The following is a 23,845-nucleotide window of genomic DNA, read 5'->3' as shown; positions in this document are numbered from 1 at the left end:
TCCTTGAATTGGGCGGATTGGCGTCCCATAAGGGCACAGGGTTTGGAAACGCAGAACAAGAAGACGGGCGAAAATTGATGCCGACACTGTTTCGCTTTGTCGTGATCCTCGCGATTCTGGCCGGCATTGCCTATGGTACGATGTTCGCGCTGGTGATGTTCGTCGAGCCCAGAAAGGCGGAAATGAGCGTGCGCATCCCTCCCGAAAAGCTCAATCCCAAGAAAAGCTGATCGCCGCCAAAGAAAAGCCCGCCCAAGAAAACCCGAATGAACAGCGCCGCCCGCATCGAAGCCTTCCTGGAAATGATGAGCGTCGAGCGCGGTGCCGCCGAAAACACGCTGTCCTCCTATCGCCGCGACCTCGAAGACGCTTCGGACGCGATCGATGGCGGGCTTGCCGGTGCCGCCGCCACCGATATCCGCGCCTATCTCGACGATATCGCCGCGCGTGGCTTCGCGCCGACGTCGCAGGCGCGCAAATTGTCGGCGATCCGTCAGTTCTTCAAGTTCCTCTACGCCGAGGGTCTGCGCGCGGATGACCCGACCGGCACGCTGGACAGCCCGAAAAAGGGCCGTCCGCTGCCGAAGACGATGAGCGAGGCCGACACCGGCCGGCTGATCGACCGCGCAGCGCTTGAGGCCGGCGATCCCAGGCTCGGCAACGATGCGGTGCCTGGCGACAGCGATTGGCTGGCGGCACTGCGCCTGCATGCGTTGGTCGAGGTGCTCTATGCCACCGGCCTGCGCGTTTCCGAACTGGTCGGCCTGCCGGTGACGGTGGCGCAGCGCGACGACCGTTTCTTCATGGTGCGCGGCAAGGGTGACAAGGAGCGCATGGTGCCGCTATCGGCCAAGGCGCGCACGGCGATGCGGAGCTGGCTTGCCGCCCGCGCCAAGGTGCCTGCCTTCGCCGACAGTCCGTTTCTGTTTCCGGCCGCCTCGGATAGCGGCTATCTCTCGCGCCAGGTCTTTGCCCGCGACCTGAAAGGGCTGGCGGCAAGGGCCGGCATCGCCTCCGCGAAGATCTCGCCGCATGTGCTGCGCCATGCTTTCGCCAGCCATCTCCTGCAGAACGGCGCCGATCTCAGGGCCGTGCAGCAGTTGCTCGGCCATGCCGACATATCGACGACACAGATTTACACCCATGTGCTGGAAGAGCGGCTGGTACGGCTGGTCAACGATCATCATCCGCTTGCCGACTAGGCCTCATATCGCTATGTGAGGACGACGTTCCACCGCCCGGAGCCTTGGATTTCAGGGTTCCGTCAGTCCTCGCCTTCCGACGTATCGGTCCGCTCACGCATGTACAATTACCTCGATTTCGAAAAGCCGGTGCAGGACCTCGAGGGCAAGATCCTCGAGCTGAAGAAGCTTGCCGAGAGTGGCGAGGCGGTCGATGTCGGCGACGAGATCAGCCGTCTCGAGAAGCGCTCCCGCGACGCGCTGCGCGACGCCTACAAGGCGCTGACGCCGTGGCAGAAGGTGCAGGTGGCGCGCCATCCCGACCGGCCGCATTGCGTCGACTACATCAAGGGCCTGTTCAACGATTTCACGCCGCTGGCCGGTGACCGCAATTTCGGCGAGGACCAGGCGATCGTCGGCGGTTTCGCCCGCTTCCGCGGCGAGCCTGTGGCCATCATCGGCCAGGAAAAGGGCTCCGACACGACCAGCCGGCTGAAGCACAATTTCGGCTCGGTGCGGCCGGAAGGCTACCGCAAGGCCGTGCGGCTGATGGAACTCGCCGACCGCTTCAATATCCCGCTGCTGACGCTGGTCGACACCGCTGGCGCCTATCCCGGCGTCGGCGCGGAGGAGCGCGGCCAGGCGGAAGCAATTGCCCGCTCTACCTCGGCTTGCCTTGGCCTGAAAGTGCCGTCGATCTCGGTGGTCATTGGCGAAGGTGGCTCGGGCGGCGCCATCGCGATCGCCACCGCCAACCGCGTCTACATGCTCGAACACGCCATCTATTCGGTGATCTCGCCGGAAGGCGCCGCCTCGATCCTGTGGCGCGACACGACACGATCGAAGGACGCGGCGACCAACATGAAGATCACCGCGCAGGATCTTCTGGAGCTCAAGATCATCGACGCCATCATCCCCGAGCCGCTCGGCGGCGCGCATCGTGGCGCCGAAACCGTGATTGCCGCGACCGGCGACCTCATCGCCAAGACGATGAAGGATTTTTCTGGCGCCAACACCGACTTCCGCGAGCAGCGCCGCGAGAAATATCTGGCAATGGGCCGCAGTCTCTAAACCAAGGCCCTGCCCCGCCCGTCGCAATGTGGCGGCACGGAGCATTTTTGCCACAAAAATGCCGCTGCATTCGGCTCAATGAGACTGCCGCACGGGGACGTGTCGACACTTGCGGTAAGGAATTTTCAAGGTTAACGGGCTTAGTGTCCGTACACGTTCAGTGCAGAAGCCTTGGCATGAATCGCCTTGGCGCCAGAGAAAAGACGATATCCGCAGCCATGTTCGCCAAGCTTGCCCGCACTGGAATCCTGATCGCTGCCCTCGGCGTTGCCGGCTGCAACGATTCGTCGATGAAGGATTTTGCCCCGGAGGCCAACAAGCCGCTGCCCGACAAGATCCTCGCCGACATGAGGGCCAAGGGCATGGTGCGCACCTCGTCGGTGATGGCCCGCATCTTCAAGGAAGAGGGCAAGCTCGAAATCTGGAAGGCCAAGACCAACGGCCGCTACGACATGGTGGCGAGCTATGACATCTGCAAATGGTCGGGCAAGCTCGGGCCGAAATACACCGAAGGCGACCGCCAGGCGCCGGAGGGCTTCTACACGGTGCGCCCGTCGCAGATGAACCCGCGCTCGAACTATCATCTGTCCTTCAACATCGGCTTTCCCAATGCCTACGACCGGGCCAATGGCCGCACCGGCGCCAATCTGATGGTGCACGGCGCCTGCTCGTCGTCGGGCTGCTATTCGATGACCGATGCGCAGATCGAGCAGATCTATGCCTTTGGCCGCGATGCCTTCCAGGGTGGCCAGACCGAATTCCAGATCCAGGCTTTTCCGTTCCGCATGACCGCGGCCAACATGGCCCGCTACCGCAACGACCCGAACTATGAGTTCTGGAAGATGCTGAAGGTTGGCTACGACAATTTCGAGGTCACCAAGGTGCCGCCGAAGGTCGACGTCTGCGAGAAGCGTTATGTCTTCAACCAGGTCGCCGCCGACGGCCAGACATTTGATCCGACCGGCACCTGCCCGGCGACCACACAACCGGATTCCTTGAAGAGCGCCTACAACGCCTATCAGAGCACCTATGACGCCGCGTTCAACGGCGCGCTCAAGGCCAGCGCGCCGCCGCCGAAGCCGACCATCGCCGGCGTCAAGGAAGCCAGCATCGTCTCCGACTGGTCCAAGCGCCGGGCGCGCGGCGAGCGTGTGCCGATCGATCCGCCGTCGCTCAACACCGATGGCTCGGTGACCGAGACGGCGCGCATGGGCCGCATCGATTCGCCGGCCGGCCGCAAGATGGCTGCACTCGACGCCGAAAAAGCCGCCAAGCAGAAGGCCGAGGAGCAGAGGCTTGCCGCCATAGAGGCAGCCAGGCAGGCCAAGGAAGCCGCCAAGGCGCAGGCTCTGGCCGAGAAGGAAGCGGCCAAAGCCCAGAAAGAGGCGGCCAAGGCCGCCAAGGAAGCGCCTGTCGCCACCGCCACCATCTCAGCCCCCATGGAGGCCGCGCCTGAGGCTGAAACACAGGCGGCGAGCGCCGACGAGAGCAGGGTCACCAGACTGAAGAACAAGCTGCTCGGCATGTTCGGCGGTTGAGGTTTTTCGCCAATGCATGCCACCCAAAGGTGCGTAGCGGTTTTGGGACAACGACATGCTTGAAAACAAGGTTTCCAAGCCTGCGACCGTCTACGATCTCAAGGGGCTGAACTGCCCTTTGCCTGTGCTGAAAGCAAAGAAGCGGCTGGCCGGAATGCAGCCAGGCAGCCGGCTCTGGCTCGAAACCACCGACCCGCTGGCCGTCATCGACATCCCGGCATTCTGTTCCGACAGCGGCCACCATCTCGTCGAAACGGCGGCGGTGTCAGGCGGTCATCGCTTTCTGGTCGAGCGCGGCGAGCAGCAATCGTAGAGTTTACCGCCCTGCGATCGCCAGCGGATTGTTTTCCAGCGCCGCGCGGTCGGGCGTGTCGATCGACGGCCGGTTGGTGAAGGCGGCGAACAGCCGACGCACATAGTCTTCCGGCATATCGAGCGTGATCAGCACCAGCCGCGTGCCGCGCTGGCCATCCGGCCAGGACGGCAATTGCACCGGCGGATGCAGGATTTTCTGCACGCCATGGATCACCAACGGCCGCGACGGGTCTTCGCTGAGCTCGATGACGCCCTTCATCCGCAGCAGACGCTCGCCATGTGCCGAGCGCAACAGGTCGAGAAACATCTCGATCGCTGAAAACGGCACCGGGCCGTCGTGGACCAGCGAATAAGTACGCACGCGCTGATCGTGGCCGTGGCCGTGGTCATGCTCGTGATCATGGCCGTCATGATGATCATGATCATGCGCCTCGCCCAGCCAGCGCCGCACATCGGCGGATTTGGTCGCCGGATTGTAGAGACCGCAATCAAACAGCGCCGCCACGCCTGTCTTCGTGTCGGCAACGTCAAGCAAATCGGCGCCCGGATTGATCTGCCGCAGGCGCACCCGCAGCGTTTCCAATTCATGCGGGTCGGTGACCAGATCGGCCTTACTGAGAACGATGCGGTCGGCAACCGCCACCTGCTTGACCGCCTCGACATGCGCGTCGAGCGTGGCATTGCCATTGACCGCGTCGACCAGCGTGATGACGCCGTCGAGCCGGAAGGCCTGGACCAGCGCGGGATGCGCCATGATGGACTGCAGCACCGGCGCCGGATCGGCTAGCCCCGTGGTCTCGATGATGACGCGGGCCAGACGGGCGATGCGGCCGGTCTGCAGCCGATCGACCAGGTCGGCCAGCGTGTCGACCAGTTCGCCGCGCACCGTGCAGCACAGGCAGCCGTCCGACAGCTGGATGATGCCGTCGGACGCCTGCTCGACCAGCAGATGGTCGATCGCAACTTCGCCGAATTCGTTGATGATGACCGCCGTGTCGGCCAGCGCCGGATCTTTCAACAGCCGGTTGAGCAGTGTCGTCTTGCCGGCGCCGAGAAAACCGGTCAGCACCGAAACAGGGATCGGGAAGCCGCTCATCCGGCTAGTTCGCGACCTTGACCGGTTGGTCGCCTTGCGCGGCGGGACCGGCAACGACCGGGCCTGTGCCGGCCGGCGCCGGCTGGTCGGGACGCCAGCTCGGGATCGGCACGTCGGCATACTCTTGGCCGCCCTGGTCGAGCATGGCCTTCGGCGCCGGACCGGTGGCACCGCCGAGGCCGACGGCAACCAGCGTCGGCACATGGTCGAGCTTTTCATGGTAGGGCGATTTCGGCACATCCTTGGCGGCAGCGGCGGCGGGCGGTGCCTCGGACTGCTCCGCCCGCGCCTTCTTCTTGCAGATCTCATCATGCATGTCGTTGGGCGAGATAGTGTCGCCATAGGGCGCCAGCGTGGCGATGGTGGTCGAGCCGGCGGCCGGCGTGTCGAAACCCTGGTCGAGCAATTTCGCTGCGGCCTCGGCACGGGTGATTGCCGACTTCTCGCCAAGCACGACCGCCACGAGCGTGCGCCCATTGCGGGTCGCCGAGCCGATCATGTTGAAGCCGGAGGGGCAGACGAAGCCCGTCTTCATGCCGTCGGCGCCGGGATACCGGCCGATCAGCAGATTGTAGTTCGGGATCGCCTTCTTGCCGACCGCAAGCCCCTCGATCGAGAACCACGGCGCATATTGCGGAAACTCACGCCGGATGGCCATCACCAGCACGGCGAGGTCGCGCGCCGTCGTATATTGGTCCGGCGAATAGAGCCCGTTCGGATTGACGAAATGCGTGCCGTTCATCCCGAGCCGGGTCGCCTCGGCGTTCATCCGTTCGGCGAAGGCTGCCTGCGAGCCGCCGATATTCTCGCCGACGGCCATGGCGATGTCATTGGCGGACTTGACCAGCATCATCTTCAGCGCGTTGTCGAGCCGCATCACCGAGCCAGGCTTGAAGCCCATCTTGCTTGGCGGCTGGGAGGCCGAGTGTTTCGTCACCTTGATCGGCGAATCGAGCTGGACCTCGCCAGCCGCGATCGCCCGGAAGGTCACATAAGCGGTCATCAACTTGCTCAGCGACGCCGGATACCAGCGCTTGAACGCATCCTGATGCTGCAGGATCTGGCCGTTGTTGAGATCGAACACAACGACCGGATTGGCCTGCGCCGACCCGGCCAGGACCGACAGCACGATTGCGCCAGCCGAGAATAGTTTGAGGAAATGCCTGTGCCGCATGATCAAATCCGAAATCGCCTCTTGCCGTAGTCGCCCCTGGCTCCGTAAGATTTCGTTACGCGATCGCCAGCACGATGCAGTCCGACCCTCAAAAACCGGACTGCATCGTTGCGGTGCTATTTACTCTATGTGACGCCAACATGGCAAAGCGCCTGACGATCACAATTGCAAGGCAGCGGACAACACCCGCCTGTCCCAACAGCGAGATGGAACCATCATGCCAATCCTGAACCGTGCCGCCGAAATGCAGGACGAAGTTGCCGGCTGGCGCCAGCATCTGCACCAGACGCCGGAACTGAACTTCGACGTCTTCAAGACCGCCGCCTTCGTCACCGAGAAGCTAAAGGCCTTCGGTTGCGACGACGTGGTGACCGGCCTCGGCAAGACCGGCGTGGTTGGCATCATCCGCGGCCGCCAGGGCGAAGGCCCCACCATCGGCCTGCGCGCGGACATGGATGCGCTGCCGCTCAACGAGATCTCCGGCAAGCCCTACGCCTCGACCATTCCCGGCAAGATGCACGCCTGCGGCCATGACGGCCATACGGCGATGCTTTTGGGTGCTGCGAAATACCTCGCCGAGACGCGCAACTTCACCGGCTCGGTGGCGGTGATCTTCCAGCCGGCCGAGGAAGGCGGCGGCGGCGGCAACGAGATGGTCAAGGACGGCATGATGGATCGTTTCGACATCTCCAAGGTGTTCGGCATGCACAACATGCCCGGCCTGCCTGTCGGGCAGTTCGCCATCCGCCCGGGCCCGATCATGGCGGCGACGGCCGAGTTCACCATCACCGTGCGCGGCAAGGGCGGCCATGCAGCAATGCCGCACGGCACCATCGACCCGATCGTCATCACCAGCCAGCTGGTCGGCGCCTTGCAGACGATCGCCTCGCGCAGCACCGATCCAGTCGAGGCCGTGGTGGTGTCGGTGACCAAGTTCCATGCCGGCGATGCCTACAACATCATTCCCGAGACGGCCGAAATCGCCGGTACCGTGCGTACCCTGCGCAAGGAAATCGCCAAAAAGTCCGAAGAGCGCATCCGCGCCATCTGCGACGGGCTGGCGACCGCGTTTGGCGCCAGGATCGAGGTCGATTATCAGGCGAATTACCCCGTGACCTTCAATCATGCGGAAGAGACGGTGTTTGCCAGCGATATCGCGGCCGGTGTCGCCGGCGATGCCCATGTGCACCGCGGCATCCAGCCGGTGATGGGCGGCGAGGATTTCTCCTACATGCTGGAAGCCCGCCCCGGCGCCTTCATCTTCATCGGCAATGGCGACACCGCCGGCCTCCACCACCCGGCCTACGACTTCAACGACGAGGTCATCCCGCACGGCATGAGCTATTGGGTGAAACTGGCGGAGACGGCACTCGCCGCCTGATGCGTGTCGCCCACGGGGCCGGCCGAATTGCGTTCGGCCGGCCTCTTGGCGAAACGATCCGAAGCGGCTATGTGTCTGGCCGCGTGGTCCCGTAGCTCAGTAGGATAGAGCGGCAGATTCCTAATCTGTAGGTCACAGGTTCGATTCCTGTCGGGATCACCAATCACTCACAGCAAATATGGCGCTGTCGCTAGCTGATTAGTTTCAGCAGATCCTTGTAGCGCGGGTGGCTGCGGATGGGATCGAAATCCGAATCGTTCTTGAACCATGATTTCATGTGGTCCCCTACCAGCCGCAAATAGGGCTCCAGCAGGTCGATGGCACAGGAGCGCCGACAGCGTGCCGGCTTCGTCAAGTCCCATCAGCCTGGAATAGCCGACCACGTCGGCGGCCAATATTGCGGTCAGGCGTCGTTCCATTGCTAACTCGCAAGCTCCAGCACCGTCTGCCAGCGCGGAAGGCTGTGCAGCGGATCAAAATCCGAGTCTTGCAGAACCCACGCTTTCATCTCGTGGTTGGCGCGCGGCATCACGCTTTCGAGCATGTCGAACGTCCGGTCGAAATCTCCGAGGAAGCAGTGGAAGCAGGCAAGGTTGTATTGGGTCAGGACATCGTCGGGGTCGATCGCGAAAGCGCGCGCGGCCCACTCCTTCGCCCGATCGAACTCGCCAAGTCCGGCGAGCGCGTTGGCGCCGAGGTAGGCAGGCCGGGGATTTTCCGGATTCCTTGCAAACTCGCGCTCGGCTCGCTCAACACCCCTGCGAGCAGTCTCCCTTTGTTCCTCATGCCGTCCCAACGTGCGATAGATCTGAATTAGCAAAAGCAGGGATTGGTAGTCGTTGGGGTCTATCTCGGCGGCGCGCTCCCAGTGGACGGCGGCCTTTTCGAGCTTTCCCCGCGCATAACAGCTGCGGGCGTAGAAATAATGGGTTTCGAACAGGTTGGGGTTGCCCGCGATCGCCTGCTCGAATTCTCGATCCGCTTCGTCGTACCGCTGGCCGATCGAGAGGGCCAGTCCGCGCGAGGCATGCGCTTCGGCCAGTCCGCTTTCGATCTCGAGCGCCTTGGCGGCGTTGGCCAGTATGCCGTCGAGCGACACCTCCTCGCTGTAGTCGAGGAACAGGAAGGAGTCGCAATCGGCGCTGCCGGCATAGGCGCGCGCATAGAGAGGGTCGAGCTCAATCGCCATCGTGAACATCCGTCTGGCGAGCCGGTAGTTCAGCTTCGTGCCGCGGTGGAAAAACTCACGGCCTCTCAGATAGTAGGTGTAAGCCTCGACACTCTCGGTCGGCGACGCCTCGATCGCCTTCTTTTCTTCCGGCAGCAGCCTGACCTTGAGCTGATCGACGATCGTTTTTGTGATCTCGTCCTGAATCGCGAAGATGTCCGTCAGGTCACGGTCGTAACGATCGGCCCACAGATGCGTGCTGTCCTTGCCGTCGATCAGCTGCGCGGTGATGCGCACGCGCTGGCCGGCCTTGCGGACGCTGCCTTCAAGTACCGTTGCGACATTGAACCGCCGGCTGACCTCCTGCACGTCGACGGACTTGCCCTTGTAGGTGAACACCGAATTGCGGGCGATCACCGACAGGCCGGAGATCTTCGACAGGTCGGTGATGATGTCCTCGGTGATGCCGTCGGAGAAGTATTCCTGCTCCGGGTCGCCGCTCATGTTGTTGAACGGCAGCACAGCGATCGACGGTTTTTCCTTCGCCGGCGCTGGCTTGGGCCACGCCGCGCCGGCGAAGAGGTCGACATTGTAGACTCGAACCGGCCGGTCGATGTTCTTCAGCGTCTGCTCGCCGGTGTCCTCGAAGGAGAGATCGAGCCGGTTGCCGACATTGTCGCGGACCGAGCCGGACACCGCGATGCCGCCGGGCTTGGCGATGCTTTCGATGCGCGCCGCTATGTTGACGCCGTCGCCATAGATGTCGTTGTCCTCGAAGATGATGTCACCGAGATGGACGCCGATGCGGAATTCGATGCGGCGCTCCTCCGGCACGTCGACATTGCGCTCGTGCATCCGGCGCTGGATGTCAGCGGCGCACGCCACTGCGTTCACCACGCTCGGGAACTCGACCAGCATGCCATCGCCCGTGAGCTTGACGATGCGGCCCTGGTGTTCGGCGATCTTGCCGTCGGCCATCTCGCGCCGATGCGTCTTGAGCGCCGACAGCGTGCCAGCTTCATCAAGCCCCATCAGCCTGGAATAGCCGACCACGTCGGCGGCCAATATTGCGGTCAGGCGTCGTTCCATACTCGGTTGCCCCGCTTCCTTCGGAAGCATACCTTAGCAGTTTCCCCACGTCGCAAGCAGCTTTTCGCCGACCAGAGGAAGAATACCGGCGTTCGCACAAGGGCAAACTGGCAAACCGCTGCTCGAATGTCCGTTCATGCCGCGATCCGCGCCTATCGCGATCGATGCCTTCGAAGCAAAGCCTTGTTGCGAGCGAATTCGCTGCTTTCCTGTTTTCAGGGAATTCAGGCGGAGACTGGTTAGCGCGAGACCGCCGCCTTCACCACTCAGTCACGGCAAAACTGAACTATGCTAGGTAGCCCGAAATTCGCTCGACTTATCCGTAAGATAGACTGGACCATCTCTGATCAGTCGGGCTTGGTCGCCCAGCCGGTCTCTGTTTCTCCCGAGTATTTGCGATCCGTCTCTGTGTCCGGATCGGGTCATTCTCACCGGTTGTGGCCTGTCTGTTCACGTCCGGTCACGAAGCAATCCCGGACATCTGGGTTCACCGCGGTGACGCACATCGCAACGCCAGCAAGCACCTTTGCGCTTGCCTTGAAGGCATTCTATTCTGGAGGTAGAAGCGGCTCGTGGGCACAGAATGTCGGTACTGCGTTTCTTAAGAATATACGCGCCGCTCAACGCGGTTCTGGCTGCGCCCGGCCTTTTGGCGGTGGCTACGCTCACGACTCCGAACATCTCCGGACGAAGCAGACTGGCTCTGGCTGCCGTGCTCGTAGTCATTTGGGGAGCCTATCTCCTGGAACTGGCCGCGACGCTGCTCAAACGCCGGGCGGGCGACGTTCGGGACAGGACGCCGGCGATCGCTATTGATGTGCTCGCGGTTTTGGTTCCACTCGCTGCATTTCTGCTTGTCGGCACCCCCGACTGGAGCCTCTACTGTGCTGTCTGGCTGTTGAAACCGCTGCGCGACTCGACTTTCTTCCCGGTGCTGGGCAGGGTCCTGGCCAACGAAGCGCGCAACCTGATCGGCGTCACCACGCTCTTCGGCGTCGTTCTGTTCGCTGTCGCGCTGGCCGCCTATGTCATCGAGCGCGACATCCAACCGGAAAAGTTCGGCAGCATCCCCCAGGCAATGTGGTGGGCTGTGGTCACGCTGTCCACCACCGGCTATGGCGACGAAATTCCGCAGAGCTTCGCCGGCCGCGTCCTTGCTGGGGCGGTCATGATGAGTGGCATCGGCATCTTCGGGCTCTGGGCCGGTATTCTTGCCACCGGCTTCTATCAAGAAGTCCGTCGCGGGGATTTCGTCCGTAATTGGCAATTGGTCGCCACCGTGCCGTTGTTTCAGAAGCTCGGCCCGGCCGTTCTGGTCGAGATCGTGCGCGCGTTGAGACCTCGCATGGTGCCGGCGGGCGCCGTGATCTGCCGTATTGGCGAACCCGGTGATCAGATGTTCTTCGTCGTAGAGGGGCGCGTCAGCGTCGCGACGCCGAACCCGGTGGAGCTTGGCCCTGGCGCCTTCTTCGGCGAGATGGCGCTGATCAGCGGCGAACCGCGTTCGGCGACCGTGAGCGCTGCAACGATGGTCTCACTCCTGTCGCTGCATGCGGTGGATTTCCAAATGCTGTGCAGCAGCAGCCCGGAGATCGCGGAAATCATCCGCAAGACCGCGCTCGAGCGGCGCAGCGCGGCACCGACGGCTTGACCGTATCTGGTGTGCAGTCCCGGGTGTGATCGTGTGTCGTCGATGTGTGCAGCACCGACAGCGGCCACGGTTTCGTGAGTGGCGAGGGCGACCGCAGCGACATTCGGTAGTCGCCGCTGCCTCGGTGGCCTCGGTCCTAAGATAATATCTGGGAACTGTGCTAGGATGGCCGCCGCGCGGCGCGACTTGTCATGCTTCAAAGCGGTCAGGAACGATTGTCATGCTCAATCCAATCTCCATCATGGCCGACCGGCTCGGCGACTATCTGTCAGACCTCTATCTTCAGTATTTCTCGCATCGCAATCCGGAATATGCGAGCTACATAGGTGGAGCGGCCCGCCTTGTCCTGGAGCGCATCGGCAATTCGAATGCCCTCTATCACAACATCGAGCACACGCTGATGGTTACGCTCGCTGGCCAGCAGATCATCCGCGGCCGGCTGCTTTCGGAATCCCTGACCCCCGATGACTGGCTGCATTATACCTGCGCGTTGCTTGTCCACGACATCGGCATGGTCCACGGCGTGTGCCAGGGCGACACCGAGGACAGCTTCGTCATTAACGAGGCCGGCGACGTCTTTACGCCACCGCGCGGCGCCTCCGACGCGGTGCTTGCGCCCTATCATATCGAGCGCGCCAAAATCTATGCGCGCCAACGTTTTGCTTCCTCGAAGTTCGTCAATGAGGAGCGCATCGTCGCGGCGATCGAGATGACGCGCTTTCCGGTGCCGAACGATCCGGCCTACCAGGTCACCAACACCGAGCCGGCGCTGGTCAGGGCCGCGGACCTGATTGGCCAGCTCGCTGATCCCTTCTATCACCGCAAGCTGCCGGCGCTGTTTGCCGAGTTCTCTGAGATCGGGATGGTGGAAAAGCTCGGCTGCAAGACCGCCGCCGATCTCGGCGCCATCTTCACCGATTTCTTCACGCTGCAGGTCGAGCCCTATATCGGCGACGCGATCCGCTATCTGGAGCTAACGACGGAAGGCAAGCAGTGGATCGCCAACCTCCACAGCAACCTGTTTCAGTCCGGGCATCGCGCCAGGATCGGCCCGTTCCCCGGCGTGTTGCAGCCGACCTCGGCGAGCCTTTCGGTGGTAACTTAAGAGCCTGGGATTGTTCCCTCTTTTCCGCCGGTGCCGAGCCGGCTGCGAACCAGCGATTGGGTCGACGGGGAGTGGCTCTCGCCGTCCCCGGCCGCAACTCGACAATCCCCTGCCGCGCTTTGCGCACGCTGGCCAAGTCCGCTTGGCGCTGCGAAATGCTGACATTGAGCATAGCCAAGGAAACGAACCTTTTGCCGCAGAGCGGGCACAACTGATTTGCCTTTCGTTCCGCCAGCGAACGCGACCGATGCGCGTTTGCCCGCCATTGTGTTGATGTGCGTCAATGCGAGACGGCCCTACGGCCCCTACCATGGTCACGGTCAGCAATGATTTTGGAGACAGCAGATGGACGAAGAGAGCAGAAACAAGATCGAGACGTTGTTGGATCAGCATCGGATCATGACGGTTGCAACGCTGAGGCCGGACGGCTGGCCGCAGGCGACGACCGTCGGCTACGTTAACGAAGGTCTTACGCTTTACTTCCTCTGCGGTCTGGAAAGCCAAAAGGCTGCGAATCTGGCGCGAGACGATCGCGTGTCCTTGACCATCGATCACGACGCGCCACAGGTGATGGACATCACTGGACTTTCTATGGCGGCGCGTGCGCAGCCGGTGGTGGACCGGGCCGAAGCGGAAAAGGTCCTGCGGATGCTGCCGCTGAAGTATCCCGAGCAAGTTTCGCTGCCGGGCCCGATGCCGACGCCGGAGCAGGTGCGCATATTTCGCGTGATGCCTTCGGTCATCTCAGTGCTCGATTACTCCAAGGGCTTTGGCCACACCGAGCTCGTCACTTGCTGAGCGCGCCCTCCCCAAGATAAGCTTTGGGCTATGTGGGGCAAGGACGGCAAATCGCTTGCAAGTCTGTCCATTCAGACCTGGGGCTGGCACCTCGTCGGATGACCGCCAGTAGCGTATCCCTGACAGTTGATCGTTCAAGCGATACCGGGGTTGATGATCCTACCCATACGGCGTTTTGAACGGTTTCTCGCTTTGTTGGTGATGGGCGATCATGCGAAACCGCCGTCCTTTAGACTAGCGCCCGGGATGATAAGTCGCCATCAAACGCTCGAGTTCGTCGATGGCGGAGGACTTTGGAAGCTTCTCGCCCTGGAGTTCCGGCCGCACCTTCCAGCCCGGATCGACGCCTCCATATTCGGCAACTCATGCGCGATGCCCTTATGACAGTCGATGCATGTCGCCTCGCCGGAAAGCAGGTAGCGTGTATGGATTTCGGCGGCCCGCACGGTCTGCTTTGACAGGTCCATGGCGACCGACGAATGGCAGTTACGACATTCGAGGCTGTCATTGGCCTTCAGCCGCGCCCACTCATGTTCGGCAAGATAGAGGCGCATGTCGAGAAACTTGCGTCTCGTGTTGATGGTGCCGAAGATCTTGCCCCAGACTTCTTTCGAAGCTTGCATCTTGCGCGCGGTCCATTTGTGCGGCACATGGCAGTCCGGGCAAGAAGCGCGGACTCCAGAACGGTTGGAGAAGTGGACCGTCCGCGTCAGTTCCTGATAGACGTTGTCCTCCATCTCGTGGCACGAAATGCAGAATTGCTCGGTGTTGGTCAACTCAAGCGCAGTATTGAAAGCGCCCCAGAACATGACGCCGCCAACGAAACCGCCGAGCGTCAGGAATGCGAGACTGAGGGTTGCGGCTGGGGCGGTGAGGATGCGCCCTGCCCACAGCGCAATTTTTTTTATCCGCTGCATGCCTACTCGCTCCCAGCGGGTTTGACACCCAACTCGCTCATGTCCTTGAAGAGGTTTTGGACAAGAGGCTGAACGTTGGCCTGTGGCACATGGCAGGCCGTGCAGAAGTAGCGTCGCGGCGAGACATCGGCGATCATCTGACCTTCGCGCGTCATGTAGTGGGTGACGCTGATCATCGGTGCGCCAGAACCTTCGGTGAACTCGCGCTTGTGGCACGAGAGACAGCGGTTGGTGTTGACCGACAATTGATAACCCTCGATCGAATGCGGGATCACCGGGGGTTGGTCAGGATAGGCGCGCATCTTGCGAATATCGTCGACGATCCATTTCGGTAGAGGTTGAGCGGGAACTGACTCCATAGGCGGAGTCGCCCCTGTCAGTTTCGAGGCCATCTGGGCGATCGCCGCGGTCCCTGTGAGAAGGATGGCAACGGCGATGCCCATCGCCAGTTTGCGCCGCTTTATCAAGAGGCCGAAACGATCTTGACCGCGCATTTCTTGAAATCCGTCTGTTTGGAGATGGGATCGGTGGCGTCGAGCGTGACCTTGTTGATCAACTGGCTGGCGTCGAACCACGGTACGAAGATCACGCCCTTGGGCATCCGGTTGCGGCCGCGCGTTTCTAGCCGCGACCTGATCTCTCCCCGGCGCGAGATGATCCTGATCTCGGCGCCCTGGTTCAGGCCACGCTTGCGCGCATCGTCGGCGTTCATGAAGCAGCACGCCCCGGGAAACGCCCTGTAGAGTTCCGGAACACGCATGGTCATCGACCCAGAATGCCAGTGTTCCAGAACACGTCCGGTGACCAGCCAGAGATCGTATTCCTTATCCGGCGATTCCGCCGGCGGCTCGTAGGGCACCGCAAGGATGACGGCCTTCCCGTCGGGCTTGCCATAGAATCGCACGCCCTCGCCCGGCTTGACGTAAGGATCGTAGCCCTCGCGGTAACGCCATTTAGTCTCCTTGCCATCTACCACGGGCCAGCGCAGGCCCCTTTCTTCGTGGTAGCGGTCATAGGGCGCCAGATCGTGTCCGTGTCCGCGCCCAAATGTGGCGTACTCCTCGAACAACCCCTTCTGCAGATAGAACCCGAAATCCCTGGCTTCGTTGTTATCGTAGTCCGGGTCGACCTCGCTGACCGGAAATTTGTCGACATTGCCGTTTCGGAAGAGCACGTCAAAAAGCGTCTTGCCCCGGTACTCTGGGCTACTGTCGAGGATTTCCGCGGGCCAAACATCGTCGGTCGTAAAGCGCTTGGAAAATTCGACCAACTGCCAGAGATCGGAGCGCGCCTCGCCCTTGGCCTGCACCAATTGGTGCCAGACGTGCGTTCGGCGTTCGGCGTTGCCGTAGGCACCTTCCTTCTCGACCCACATGGCTGCCGGCAGGATCAAATCGGCGCTCATCGCCGTCACCGTCGGATAGGCATCGGACACGACAATGAAATTGTCGGGATTGCGGTAGCCAGGATAGGTCTCCTGACTGTCATTCGGCGCCGCCTGGACGTTATTGTTGACCTGCACCCAATAGAAATTCAGCTTGCCGTCCTTCAGCATCCGGTCCTGCTCGACCGCGTGATAGCCTGGCTTTTCCGGCAGCAGGCCATGCGGCAATTTCCAGATTTCCTCCGCATGCGCGCGGTGCTCGGGGTTGGTCACCACCATGTCTGCCGGCAGGCGATGCGCGAATGTTCCGACCTCACGCGCTGTGCCGCAGGCCGAGGGTTGCCCGGTCAGCGAAAACGGGCTGTTGCCGGGCTCGGAGATTTTTCCGGTCAGCAGATGAATATTGTAGACCATCTGGTTGGCCCACACGCCACGGACATGCTGGTTGAATCCCATGGTCCAGAGCGACATGACCTTGCGACTGGGGTCTGCATAGAGTTCTGCAAGCTCCTCGAGGAATTCCCTCTCCACGCCGGTCAGTTCAACGGTCTTTTCGAGCGTGTAGTCCGACACGAACGCCTTGAATTCATCGAAGTCGATGGGCTCCATCTTGCCGGCGTTGGCCGCGCCGGTCGCGGCTATCTCCAGCGGATGTTCAGGCCTGAGACCATAGCCAATATCGGTTGCGCCCTTCATGAAGGTTGTGTGGTCGCGCACGAATGCCTCATTGACGCGACCCGTCGTGATGATGTGGTTCGCGATGTAGTTGAGGATGACAAGATCCGTACCCGGCTTGAATATGATCGGCACGTCGGCCAGATCCATGCTGCGATGCGTGAAGGTCGACAGCACCGCGACCTTCACATGCGGATGGCCGAGCCGCCGGTCCGCCAGTCGCGTCCACAGGATCGGGTGCATTTCGGCCATGTTCGAACCCCACAGCACGAACGCATCGGCGGCCTCGAAATCGTCGTAGCAACCCATCGGCTCGTCCATGCCAAATGTCCGCATGAAAGCATAGGCGGCGGACGCCATGCAGTGACGGGCATTGGGATCGAGATTGTTGGAGCGGAAGCCGGCCCGCATCAACTTGGTCGCGGCATAACCTTCATGGATCGTCCACTGGCCGGAGCCGAACATGCCGATTGCCGTCGGCCCTTTATCCTTCAGCACCTGCTTGCACTTTTCGGCCATCACGTCGAAAGCCTCGTCCCAGGAGACCGGCTCGAACTCGCCTTCCTTGTCGAACACGCCGTTGCGTTTGCGCAAAAGCGGCGTGGTCAGCCGATCGGCGCCATACATGATCTTGGACAGGAAATACCCTTTGACGCAGTTCAGGCCGCGCTTAACTTCGGCCTGCATATCGCCGTGGGTCGCGACGACCTGGCCCTCCTTGACGCCGACCATGACTCCGCATCCGGTGCCGCAGAAGCGGCAGGGGGCCTTGGACCATTTGATTTCAAGCGCGCTCACGCCGCCGGGCACGGGCTGGGCGGACACAGGGAGCGCAATCCCTGCGGTCGCCGCGGCTATTCCCGCTGCATGGGCTTTCAGGATGTCGCGCCGCGTCAATTCGAACGTCATTGCCCGGTGCCCTCCTCAGCCTCGATATGCTCGAACACCATGTTCGCAGCAATAACCCCGTCGAGCAGCGCGATTTGGGTGAGATAGTCGCCCATCGCCCCTGTGCTCGTGCCCTCGATGACGACGACGATCTTGCCGCCTTCATGTGCATAGACCTCGACATCGCGCATCGCTGACAGCTGCGCCGCGACATCATCCCCCCTCGTCGGCAGCACCGAGACGACAGCGCTCGATATGTGATGGTAGCGCCGATCCTCAGGCATGGATGTCGTCCTTGGCGCGTTCACTCACGCCGATCGCGCTGGCGGGACAAACGCCGATGCACGCCCCGCATCCGCTGCAGGCGTCCTCGTTCAGTTCTGGAAGAAAGGGACCGCCAATGCGTGGCCGGAAGTGTATCGCCTGCTCGGGACAGGCGTCGAGGCAGGACTGGCAGGCGATGCCGGACTTCGCAAAGCAGGACGCAGATATGGCGACCGCATGCGCGAATCTTCGCGGCGTGTCTGTGCTGAACACGGGCTCCGGGCAGGCCTTCGCGCATTCACCGCAAAGGGTGCATTCTCCGACGGTGAAATCGAGAGCCGGAAAGGCGTGAACGAGAGAAATAATGCCTGTCGGGCAAGCTTCGACGCAGGCTGCGCAGCCCGTGCATGTATCAAGACCATGGTTCGACATGCCTGGAGGCCGGATGCCCAAGGCCGGAACGGTGCGGCCTTGCAGAAAATTGCGGCGGCTAAGATTGCGGGCTTGGTCCATCGCCGACCCTCAATGCAAGCCGTGGGGAGGTCCCGGCGGGCCGAAGACAATCTGCCACATCCAGATGAGGAAACCGTATCCGCCGACCGCGCCAACGGCTGCAATCGGCCAAATGCCAAAAGCTAGGACGAAGAAAGTCAGCAACTCGGATCGCCGTTTCTGGCGAAAATCGGTCGCACTTGTAGCTTCGAGAGAGTCGTTGTTCACGGAACCTATCCATCCATGAGTGCAAAACTCGTACCCTGCATACACGCCGATAAGATAGCCTGATACCAGCGCCGGACCAACACATTTCAGATCGCTGTGCGGGTCGACGAAGGCTCTTTAGCTCGGCCCTTCGAGCGTCGCCGAAGGGGCAGTGAGCTGTTGCCACCTCATAAGGGGACGTAGAGCTCAACCACGGGATTCTCAGCTAATTTCTTCGCGCGCCCGCTCGGATAAGGTGTGCAGCAACTCGACCATTGTCCTCGTCATGACTGCGAAAATCCTGATGGAGATCGGAAAATATGGCGGCGCGGCCTCAAGGCGTCGCTCGTCCGCTAGAATCGGCATTGTGGGGTTCTATGGTGGAGCTCTCTAAATTCCTGGACGCGTAGCCATGCCGGCCGTCGCAACCATGGTCATAGAGTTCGTCTGCGGCGCTGCAAGCGGAATTGCGCTCGGCCGCCGGGTGCCAAGTTTCAGCCTTGGTAGGACAGCCGACGGCATAATCGGCGGCATTGGCGGTCTGCTTTTTGTATGGCCCTCCGCCCGGATACCAGGTGTTGGGCCCCTCATCGGCCACCACGCCGATGGCCTGACGCCGACCATGTTGATCGGAGCCGCAATAGCAGGGCTGCTGGGAGGTCTTGTCCTGATTGTGTTGGCCGGGTTCGTTGGGGCACTCATGAAAGGCTGACAGCTGCGAATGAAGACGATGGCCCTAACGCACTACGCTTTCCGCCCCATCCGGGTGCGCCATCGCTGAAGATTGCCAGGCAGCTACGAGGAGACCATTATGAGGAAATTGGCTCTTGCGCTTGCAGTCGCCTCAGGTTTGACAGGCTGCACCAACGCGGAAAAAGGCGCTGTGATCGGGGGCGTTGGCGGCGCCGCGCTCGGAACAGCAGCTGGCGGTAACGACGTGCGAAATGCGGTCGTTGGCGGTGCAATCGGGGCCGTCGCGGGTACCTTGATCGGAGCGGCGGCCGACCGTCGCGGATATTGTCGATACCGGGATCGGCACGGCCGAATCTTCGAGGCGCCATGCCGATGATCGTGTTTCGTATCTTGCTCCGCCGTAACGCTCGCGGGGCGCGAACGACGCATGACCCGTTGTGCCCCACTTCCATCTTCTGATGTCACTCGGCGGTGCTCTGTTCCCTGTTCGAATTCCCAATGCGCTCTCCCCCTTCGCGGAAGCCCGATCAGACAATGCCGCTTCATGCAGACCTCCGGATGACGGCTGCGTACCATTGAGATGAAGTAACTGCCTGCGGCGATCCGGCGCCAGTCGAAGCCGTTCTGACGTCTTAGGCTGCGGTCAAAAAGGGACGGACCGCAAAGGCGTGGGATTCCCGGCTAATTTCTTCGCTTTGGTAGAGACCTAAAATGGCATCCCGCAATCTTGTGAGCGCATCTCGATCCCATCGATTTTCGCAGTGGAGGCCCCATGTCCGACCTTGTCGTCATAGTCTACCCCTCCGAAGCCAAGGCTGAAGAGGTGCGCCAGCGCCTGTTTGCATTGCAGAAGGAATATCTCATCAACATCGGCGACGCCGTGATCGCGACCAAGACGGAAGCTGGCAACGTAAAGCTCAACCAGATCATGAACACCACCGTCACTGGTGCTGTGTCCGGTAGCTTCTGGGGGCTGCTCATCGGTGTCATTTTCCTCAATCCAGTCATCGGTGTGGCGATTGGCGCCGCTTCCGGCGCGCTTGGCGGCGCACTGACCGACGTCGGAATAAACGATGCTTTCATGAAGGATCTGTCGGCCACCTTGCAGCCGGGAAATGCCGCACTGTTCGTGCTCGTCCACGGAATGACCGCCGACAAGGTGCTGAGCGCAATCAAGGGATTTGGTGGCGTCGTACTCAAGACATCGCTGGACGAGACGAAGGAGCAGATCCTTCGTGAGGCGCTTAGTCAGGCGTCCAAAGCCGCATAAGGTTCAACGCCGCTCAGGAATCGCGTGAGCCGATCGCCTAGCAACGTGGACAGAACGATGGGCGCATTCGAGACTGCTGTCGTACTCGCAATAGAGGTCATCTGTGGTGCAGCGGCCGGCCTCGCTCTGGGGCGATGGACGGGTCTTCGTCTGGGCGCAAAAGCCGATGCCTTGACGGGCGCGATCGGCGGACTGGTTCTGACCTGGCTGGCCGGACAGCTGCCAGGCGTCGCCCGTATTGTCGGAAAGGTGGAAGGCGCGGTGGACGCCACGGCGCAAGGCGTTGGCGTCCTTACCCCGGCAATCCTTGTCGGGGTTGGCATCGCAGGATTGTTAGGCGGCCTCGTCCTTACCGCGTGCATTGCATTTGCCGTAGGCGGAGCCAGGCGTCGAGGGCGGTCCGAAAGAGAAGTGAGATGAAGCAGGTGCAACGCCTGTTTGCCCGCCCGAGCACGTGCTTGCTTGTCGCTGCATTGTTGTCGGCATGCACTGTCGCCGTCGATCATCCTCGTCCTGTTCCCCCGCGACCCCAGGCCTGCACCTTCCAGCATGCACCTGTTTGCGGTCGACGAGGTGAAAGGTTGCAGACATTTGGCAACGCGTGCATGGCTCGCGCCCAAGGATTCCAGGTGGTGAGCAATGGCCAGTGTCGCATGTCGCGGCCGCCCCAGCCGATAGCCTGTACTCGAGAGTTTGCTCCGGTTTGTGCGAGCCGGAGTGGGCGCCTGCGCACCTTCTCCAACGCTTGCCTGGCCCGTGCGGATGGTTTTCGGCCAGTTCATGCCGGCCGCTGCCGTTGAGGCTTCCGGCCGGAATTTGAGCTTGGCTTCTTCTCGGCTGTGGCCACTTCCGTTCCGGAGATTGCGACCGTTGCGCTCGACAGACGACAAGCCAGAAATGACAGAAACGAGCGGTCGCGGGGCGGTTCATCCTGTTGCAACCGGCATCCTCGTCCTCGCATTGTTGTATTTCGCCAAATCAATCTTTATGCCAGTTGCATTCTCATTGTTCGTTCTCGCGCTGGTCTTGCCCGTTCAAATGGCTTTGCAAAGGCGGATTGCGAAGCTGGCGGCGATGCTGATCACACTGTTGCTCACGCTTGCAGTGATCGTAATCGTTGGATCCGCCGTCGTCTGGGGACTCGGCGAACTGTCGCAATGGCTGTTCTACAATACCGGCCGGCTTCAGGAGATATACACGCACTGGGCGGACTGGCTGGAGAGCCATGGCATCGCAATCGTTGGTCCGCTTGAAGAGCATTTCAATCTGACCTGGCTGATCGGCTTGACACAAGGCCTTCTCAATCGGCTGAACAGCATGGCCGGCTTTGCCATATTGACCTTCATCTTTGTCATGCTTGGCCTGCTCGAAGCCGACGATTTCCAGCGTCGTCTTCGCCTGAGTTCTGCTCAACCTCAAGGCGAGATGCTCTTGCAAATCGGCCGCGAAATTGGCGCCAAGGTTCGCCGTTTCATGGTGGTCCGCAGCATTGCATGCGTGCTGACGGGCTTGGTCGTGTGGGGGTTTGCCTTGGCTGCCGGGCTCGAACTCGCAAGCGCTTGGGCGGCGATCGCTTTTGCGCTGAACTATATTCCGTTCGTTGGACCGCTGGTGGCTACGATCTTTCCGACCTTGTTCGCCGTCGCGCAGTCCGGGTCGTGGCAGCTGGCCCTGATTGTGTTCCTCGGCCTTAACGCTATTCAGTTCGTTATCGGCAGTTATCTGGAGCCATTCCTGACCGGCGCATCGCTGGCGATCTCGCCTTTTGCCGTGATGTTTGCTATCTTTTTCTGGAGCTTTTTATGGGGTCTGCCCGGGGCTTTCATCGGCGTCCCAATTCTGATTGTTGTAGTCACATATTGCATGCACCATCACTCGACACGCTGGATTGCTGCGCTGCTGTCCGGAGGTCCTGTCGAAATATCTGGTGCTTCTTAGCTGTATTAACTACGCTTCACGGCCAGGCGGGGGCGTCGAAATCCAACTACCTTGTACAACCGGAAAAATCGGCTTAAATTGGCACTTGCGGGGAGATATTCTTGTCTTTGAAAGATATCTCTGATGAGAGTGCTCTTACTAACAGTCGCCGGCTGCGCGAAGACGGGTGCATGTGACGCGTCTCTAATGTATCTTTGCTTTCGGCGTGCTGACGTTGTGGACTGGTTGTTGAAGACCCTGAGCGGGAAATCTGGCCCGGTCAGGGCTTGCGCCCGTTAGGAGGTCCGATTGTGACCGCTAACGCAGCGAGGGCGCTTTCTGTCGACTTCGCCGAGCCGTTGCCTCAAGCAGCAGCGGTCGCTCCCAAGAATGACCCGCGTCCGGAACGCGTTCCGGTTCCCTGCTTTGAATTCTCGACTCGGGAGCTGCCTCCGAGGGACCAGTTTGCGGCATGGCGCCAGAACTTCGCGACTATGCTCGACTTTGTCGAGCCGAGCGATACTGCGGCGGGTTTCGCCGGCACACAACTTCTCTGGGACCTAGGCGATCTTGCCCTGGCTCAGATCAGCACCAATGGCTTGGATTTTACCAGCCTGGCGGGTCGCATTCGCCGGGACCCCATCGATCACTGGTTGGTGACCCTTATCCGGGACGGCAGATCGCAGACGACCACTCCATCCAGGTCTTTTGACGGAGAGGCCGGATCGGTGCAGGTGCATTCGCTTGGCCGGGTCTTCGAGGGAAGCGTTACAGACAGCGAAATGCTGTTGCTCTTCGTACCCCGCGACTTCTGCCGCGACATGGGGTGGGGTCTCGACATGGCCGAGTTCACCGTGCTTGATGGAGGCATGGGGACGCTGCTTGCCGACTATCTGGCCAGCCTCGCCCAGAGGCTTCCTACGATTAATGTTGGCGATCTTCCTGGCTTGCTCGGGGCGACCAGGGCGATGCTACAGGGTTGCATCGCGCCATGCTCTGACCATCTCGCCCAAGCCCATGATCCGATTTCCGCCACCTTGCTCGAGCGCGCCCGTCGATTCGTGCAACTTCATCTGTTTGAACCGGATCTCGGCACCGAGCGTCTGACACGCGGACTCGGGATATCGCGTTCACGTCTCTACCGACTGTTCGAGGCTTCCGGAGGGATCGTGCACTACATCCAGCATCGGCGGCTCCTGGCGGCCCATGCAGCGCTCGCTGATCCGAATGACCGGCGTCGAATTCTCGACATTGCTGACGAACACGGCTTCGGTGATGGCGCTGAATTCAGCCGGGCTTTTAGACGCGAGTTCGGATACTGCCCGAGCGAAGTGAGAGCTGGTGTCAAAAACGGACCATCGAACTGGCATATGAACGAGGTGCAGACCGCTGCCCCGTCCGAGCGTCTGAGCCGTTTGCTTCTTCGGCTCCAGGCGCAATGACCGGCGTGGTCGATATCGCTCAAATCGGGTAACCCGATCCAACCCCATCGAACAATGCGAGCACCATCTGCATTGACGGGCCGATCCGCGGCCCGCAACGCAGCACCGCCCAGCGATCAAATCCGCGAG

Annotated in this window: 23 protein-coding genes, 1 tRNA gene and 1 pseudogene; 15 read left to right on the top strand and 10 right to left on the bottom strand. The window is 61.3% G+C overall.

Annotation, left to right across the window (positions count from 1 at the left end):
- Positions 1-77: 77 nt before the first annotated feature.
- The 5 genes from AC1D08_RS17615 (at position 78) to AC1D08_RS17595 (ending at position 4,103) form a co-directional block, all read left to right on the top strand.
- On the top strand, positions 78-230 hold the full coding sequence (locus AC1D08_RS17615) for a histidine kinase (protein WP_095084921.1): 153 nt from the start codon (positions 78-80) through the stop codon (positions 228-230).
- 36 nt (positions 231-266) lie between these two features.
- The gene (locus AC1D08_RS17610) at positions 267-1,202 is read left to right on the top strand and encodes a site-specific tyrosine recombinase XerD (RefSeq protein ID WP_457154043.1); all 936 of its coding nucleotides are present in this window, start codon (positions 267-269) and stop codon (positions 1,200-1,202) included.
- Between the two features lie 99 nt (positions 1,203-1,301).
- Positions 1,302-2,252: an acetyl-CoA carboxylase carboxyltransferase subunit alpha gene (locus AC1D08_RS17605; RefSeq protein ID WP_457154042.1), complete on the top strand. Its 951-nt coding sequence runs from the start codon at positions 1,302-1,304 to the stop codon at positions 2,250-2,252.
- 218 nt (positions 2,253-2,470) lie between these two features.
- Positions 2,471-3,790, top strand: a complete 1,320-nt coding sequence (locus AC1D08_RS17600; protein WP_477228457.1) for a L,D-transpeptidase family protein — start codon at positions 2,471-2,473, stop codon at positions 3,788-3,790.
- Between the two features lie 55 nt (positions 3,791-3,845).
- Complete coding sequence (locus AC1D08_RS17595) at positions 3,846-4,103, top strand: sulfurtransferase TusA family protein (RefSeq protein WP_457153957.1); 258 nt, start codon at positions 3,846-3,848, stop codon at positions 4,101-4,103.
- A 3-nt stretch (positions 4,104-4,106) separates the two neighbouring features.
- On the opposite strand, the gene AC1D08_RS17590 is transcribed toward AC1D08_RS17595, so the two are convergent.
- Together AC1D08_RS17590 and AC1D08_RS17585 are read right to left on the bottom strand one after the other, a co-directional pair.
- A complete protein-coding gene (locus tag AC1D08_RS17590) occupies positions 4,107-5,201 on the bottom strand; it encodes a CobW family GTP-binding protein (protein WP_457153956.1) in 1,095 nt (364 codons plus the stop codon).
- A gap of 4 nt (positions 5,202-5,205) precedes the next feature.
- Positions 5,206-6,375 (bottom strand): D-alanyl-D-alanine carboxypeptidase family protein, encoded by a 1,170-nt coding sequence (locus tag AC1D08_RS17585; RefSeq protein ID WP_457153955.1) that lies wholly within the window; start codon positions 6,373-6,375, stop codon positions 5,206-5,208.
- A 217-nt stretch (positions 6,376-6,592) separates the two neighbouring features.
- Here AC1D08_RS17585 and AC1D08_RS17580 point away from each other — a divergent pair, with 217 nt between their 5' ends.
- Positions 6,593-7,756: a M20 aminoacylase family protein gene (locus AC1D08_RS17580; RefSeq protein WP_477228390.1), complete on the top strand. Its 1,164-nt coding sequence runs from the start codon at positions 6,593-6,595 to the stop codon at positions 7,754-7,756.
- A gap of 85 nt (positions 7,757-7,841) precedes the next feature.
- Positions 7,842-7,918: transfer RNA gene (locus AC1D08_RS17575), tRNA-Arg, on the top strand.
- Between the two features lie 28 nt (positions 7,919-7,946).
- Here the strand turns inward: AC1D08_RS17575 and AC1D08_RS17570 are convergent.
- Together AC1D08_RS17570 and AC1D08_RS17565 are read right to left on the bottom strand one after the other, a co-directional pair.
- A complete protein-coding gene (locus AC1D08_RS17570; protein ID WP_477228456.1) occupies positions 7,947-8,033 on the bottom strand; it encodes a TPR end-of-group domain-containing protein in 87 nt (28 codons plus the stop codon).
- A 144-nt stretch (positions 8,034-8,177) separates the two neighbouring features.
- Positions 8,178-10,013, bottom strand: a complete 1,836-nt coding sequence (locus AC1D08_RS17565; protein WP_477423657.1) for a TPR end-of-group domain-containing protein — start codon at positions 10,011-10,013, stop codon at positions 8,178-8,180.
- 583 nt (positions 10,014-10,596) lie between these two features.
- Between AC1D08_RS17565 and AC1D08_RS17560 the strand changes: the two genes are divergently transcribed.
- From AC1D08_RS17560 to AC1D08_RS17550, 3 genes are all read left to right on the top strand, one after another.
- Positions 10,597-11,664 carry a cyclic nucleotide-gated potassium channel gene (locus AC1D08_RS17560; protein WP_477423655.1) on the top strand — a complete coding sequence of 356 codons (1,068 nt, stop codon included), beginning with the start codon at positions 10,597-10,599 and terminating at the stop codon, positions 11,662-11,664.
- A gap of 220 nt (positions 11,665-11,884) precedes the next feature.
- Positions 11,885-12,769 (top strand): metal-dependent phosphohydrolase, encoded by an 885-nt coding sequence (locus tag AC1D08_RS17555; RefSeq protein WP_095089014.1) that lies wholly within the window; start codon positions 11,885-11,887, stop codon positions 12,767-12,769.
- 345 nt (positions 12,770-13,114) lie between these two features.
- The gene (locus AC1D08_RS17550) at positions 13,115-13,567 is read left to right on the top strand and encodes a pyridoxamine 5'-phosphate oxidase family protein (protein ID WP_095089016.1); all 453 of its coding nucleotides are present in this window, start codon (positions 13,115-13,117) and stop codon (positions 13,565-13,567) included.
- A gap of 234 nt (positions 13,568-13,801) precedes the next feature.
- Here AC1D08_RS17550 and AC1D08_RS17545 read toward each other — a convergent pair.
- The 6 genes and pseudogenes from AC1D08_RS17545 to napE all read right to left on the bottom strand — a co-directional run bounded on the left by AC1D08_RS17545 (position 13,802) and on the right by napE (position 18,415).
- Positions 13,802-14,484 (bottom strand): annotated as a pseudogene (locus tag AC1D08_RS17545) (NapC/NirT family cytochrome c).
- Between the two features lie 2 nt (positions 14,485-14,486).
- Complete coding sequence (locus AC1D08_RS17540) at positions 14,487-14,978, bottom strand: nitrate reductase cytochrome c-type subunit (RefSeq protein ID WP_095089022.1); 492 nt, start codon at positions 14,976-14,978, stop codon at positions 14,487-14,489.
- The gene (gene napA, locus AC1D08_RS17535; RefSeq protein WP_477423653.1) at positions 14,948-17,452 is read right to left on the bottom strand and encodes a periplasmic nitrate reductase subunit alpha; all 2,505 of its coding nucleotides are present in this window, start codon (positions 17,450-17,452) and stop codon (positions 14,948-14,950) included. Before napA ends, AC1D08_RS17540 begins: the two co-directional genes overlap by 31 nt.
- Positions 17,449-17,715 (bottom strand): chaperone NapD, encoded by a 267-nt coding sequence (locus AC1D08_RS17530; RefSeq protein ID WP_457154025.1) that lies wholly within the window; start codon positions 17,713-17,715, stop codon positions 17,449-17,451. Before AC1D08_RS17530 ends, napA begins: the two co-directional genes overlap by 4 nt.
- Positions 17,708-18,208 (bottom strand): ferredoxin-type protein NapF, encoded by a 501-nt coding sequence (gene napF / locus AC1D08_RS17525; RefSeq protein WP_457154024.1) that lies wholly within the window; start codon positions 18,206-18,208, stop codon positions 17,708-17,710. The genes AC1D08_RS17530 and napF overlap by 8 nt, the downstream gene beginning before the upstream one ends.
- Positions 18,209-18,217: 9 nt before the next feature.
- Positions 18,218-18,415: a periplasmic nitrate reductase, NapE protein gene (gene napE / locus AC1D08_RS17520; protein ID WP_457154023.1), complete on the bottom strand. Its 198-nt coding sequence runs from the start codon at positions 18,413-18,415 to the stop codon at positions 18,218-18,220.
- Between the two features lie 391 nt (positions 18,416-18,806).
- Here napE and AC1D08_RS17515 point away from each other — a divergent pair, with 391 nt between their 5' ends.
- From AC1D08_RS17515 to AC1D08_RS17495, 5 genes are all read left to right on the top strand, one after another.
- Positions 18,807-19,106 carry a hypothetical protein gene (locus AC1D08_RS17515; RefSeq protein WP_457154022.1) on the top strand — a complete coding sequence of 100 codons (300 nt, stop codon included), beginning with the start codon at positions 18,807-18,809 and terminating at the stop codon, positions 19,104-19,106.
- A gap of 99 nt (positions 19,107-19,205) precedes the next feature.
- Positions 19,206-19,463 (top strand): YMGG-like glycine zipper-containing protein, encoded by a 258-nt coding sequence (locus AC1D08_RS17510; protein ID WP_095089560.1) that lies wholly within the window; start codon positions 19,206-19,208, stop codon positions 19,461-19,463.
- Positions 19,464-19,859: 396 nt separating this feature from the next.
- On the top strand, positions 19,860-20,357 hold the full coding sequence (locus tag AC1D08_RS17505; RefSeq protein ID WP_095089034.1) for a DUF1269 domain-containing protein: 498 nt from the start codon (positions 19,860-19,862) through the stop codon (positions 20,355-20,357).
- Between the two features lie 897 nt (positions 20,358-21,254).
- Positions 21,255-22,295: an AI-2E family transporter gene (locus tag AC1D08_RS17500; RefSeq protein ID WP_477423700.1), complete on the top strand. Its 1,041-nt coding sequence runs from the start codon at positions 21,255-21,257 to the stop codon at positions 22,293-22,295.
- A gap of 290 nt (positions 22,296-22,585) precedes the next feature.
- Positions 22,586-23,716 (top strand): helix-turn-helix domain-containing protein, encoded by a 1,131-nt coding sequence (locus tag AC1D08_RS17495; RefSeq protein WP_477423650.1) that lies wholly within the window; start codon positions 22,586-22,588, stop codon positions 23,714-23,716.
- Positions 23,717-23,845 lie beyond the last annotated feature (129 nt).

This window comes from Mesorhizobium sp. P2_E6 (assembly GCF_056403835.1).
Note: the sequence above shows the minus strand (reverse complement) of the source record. Positions and strands in the feature narration are given on the sequence as shown.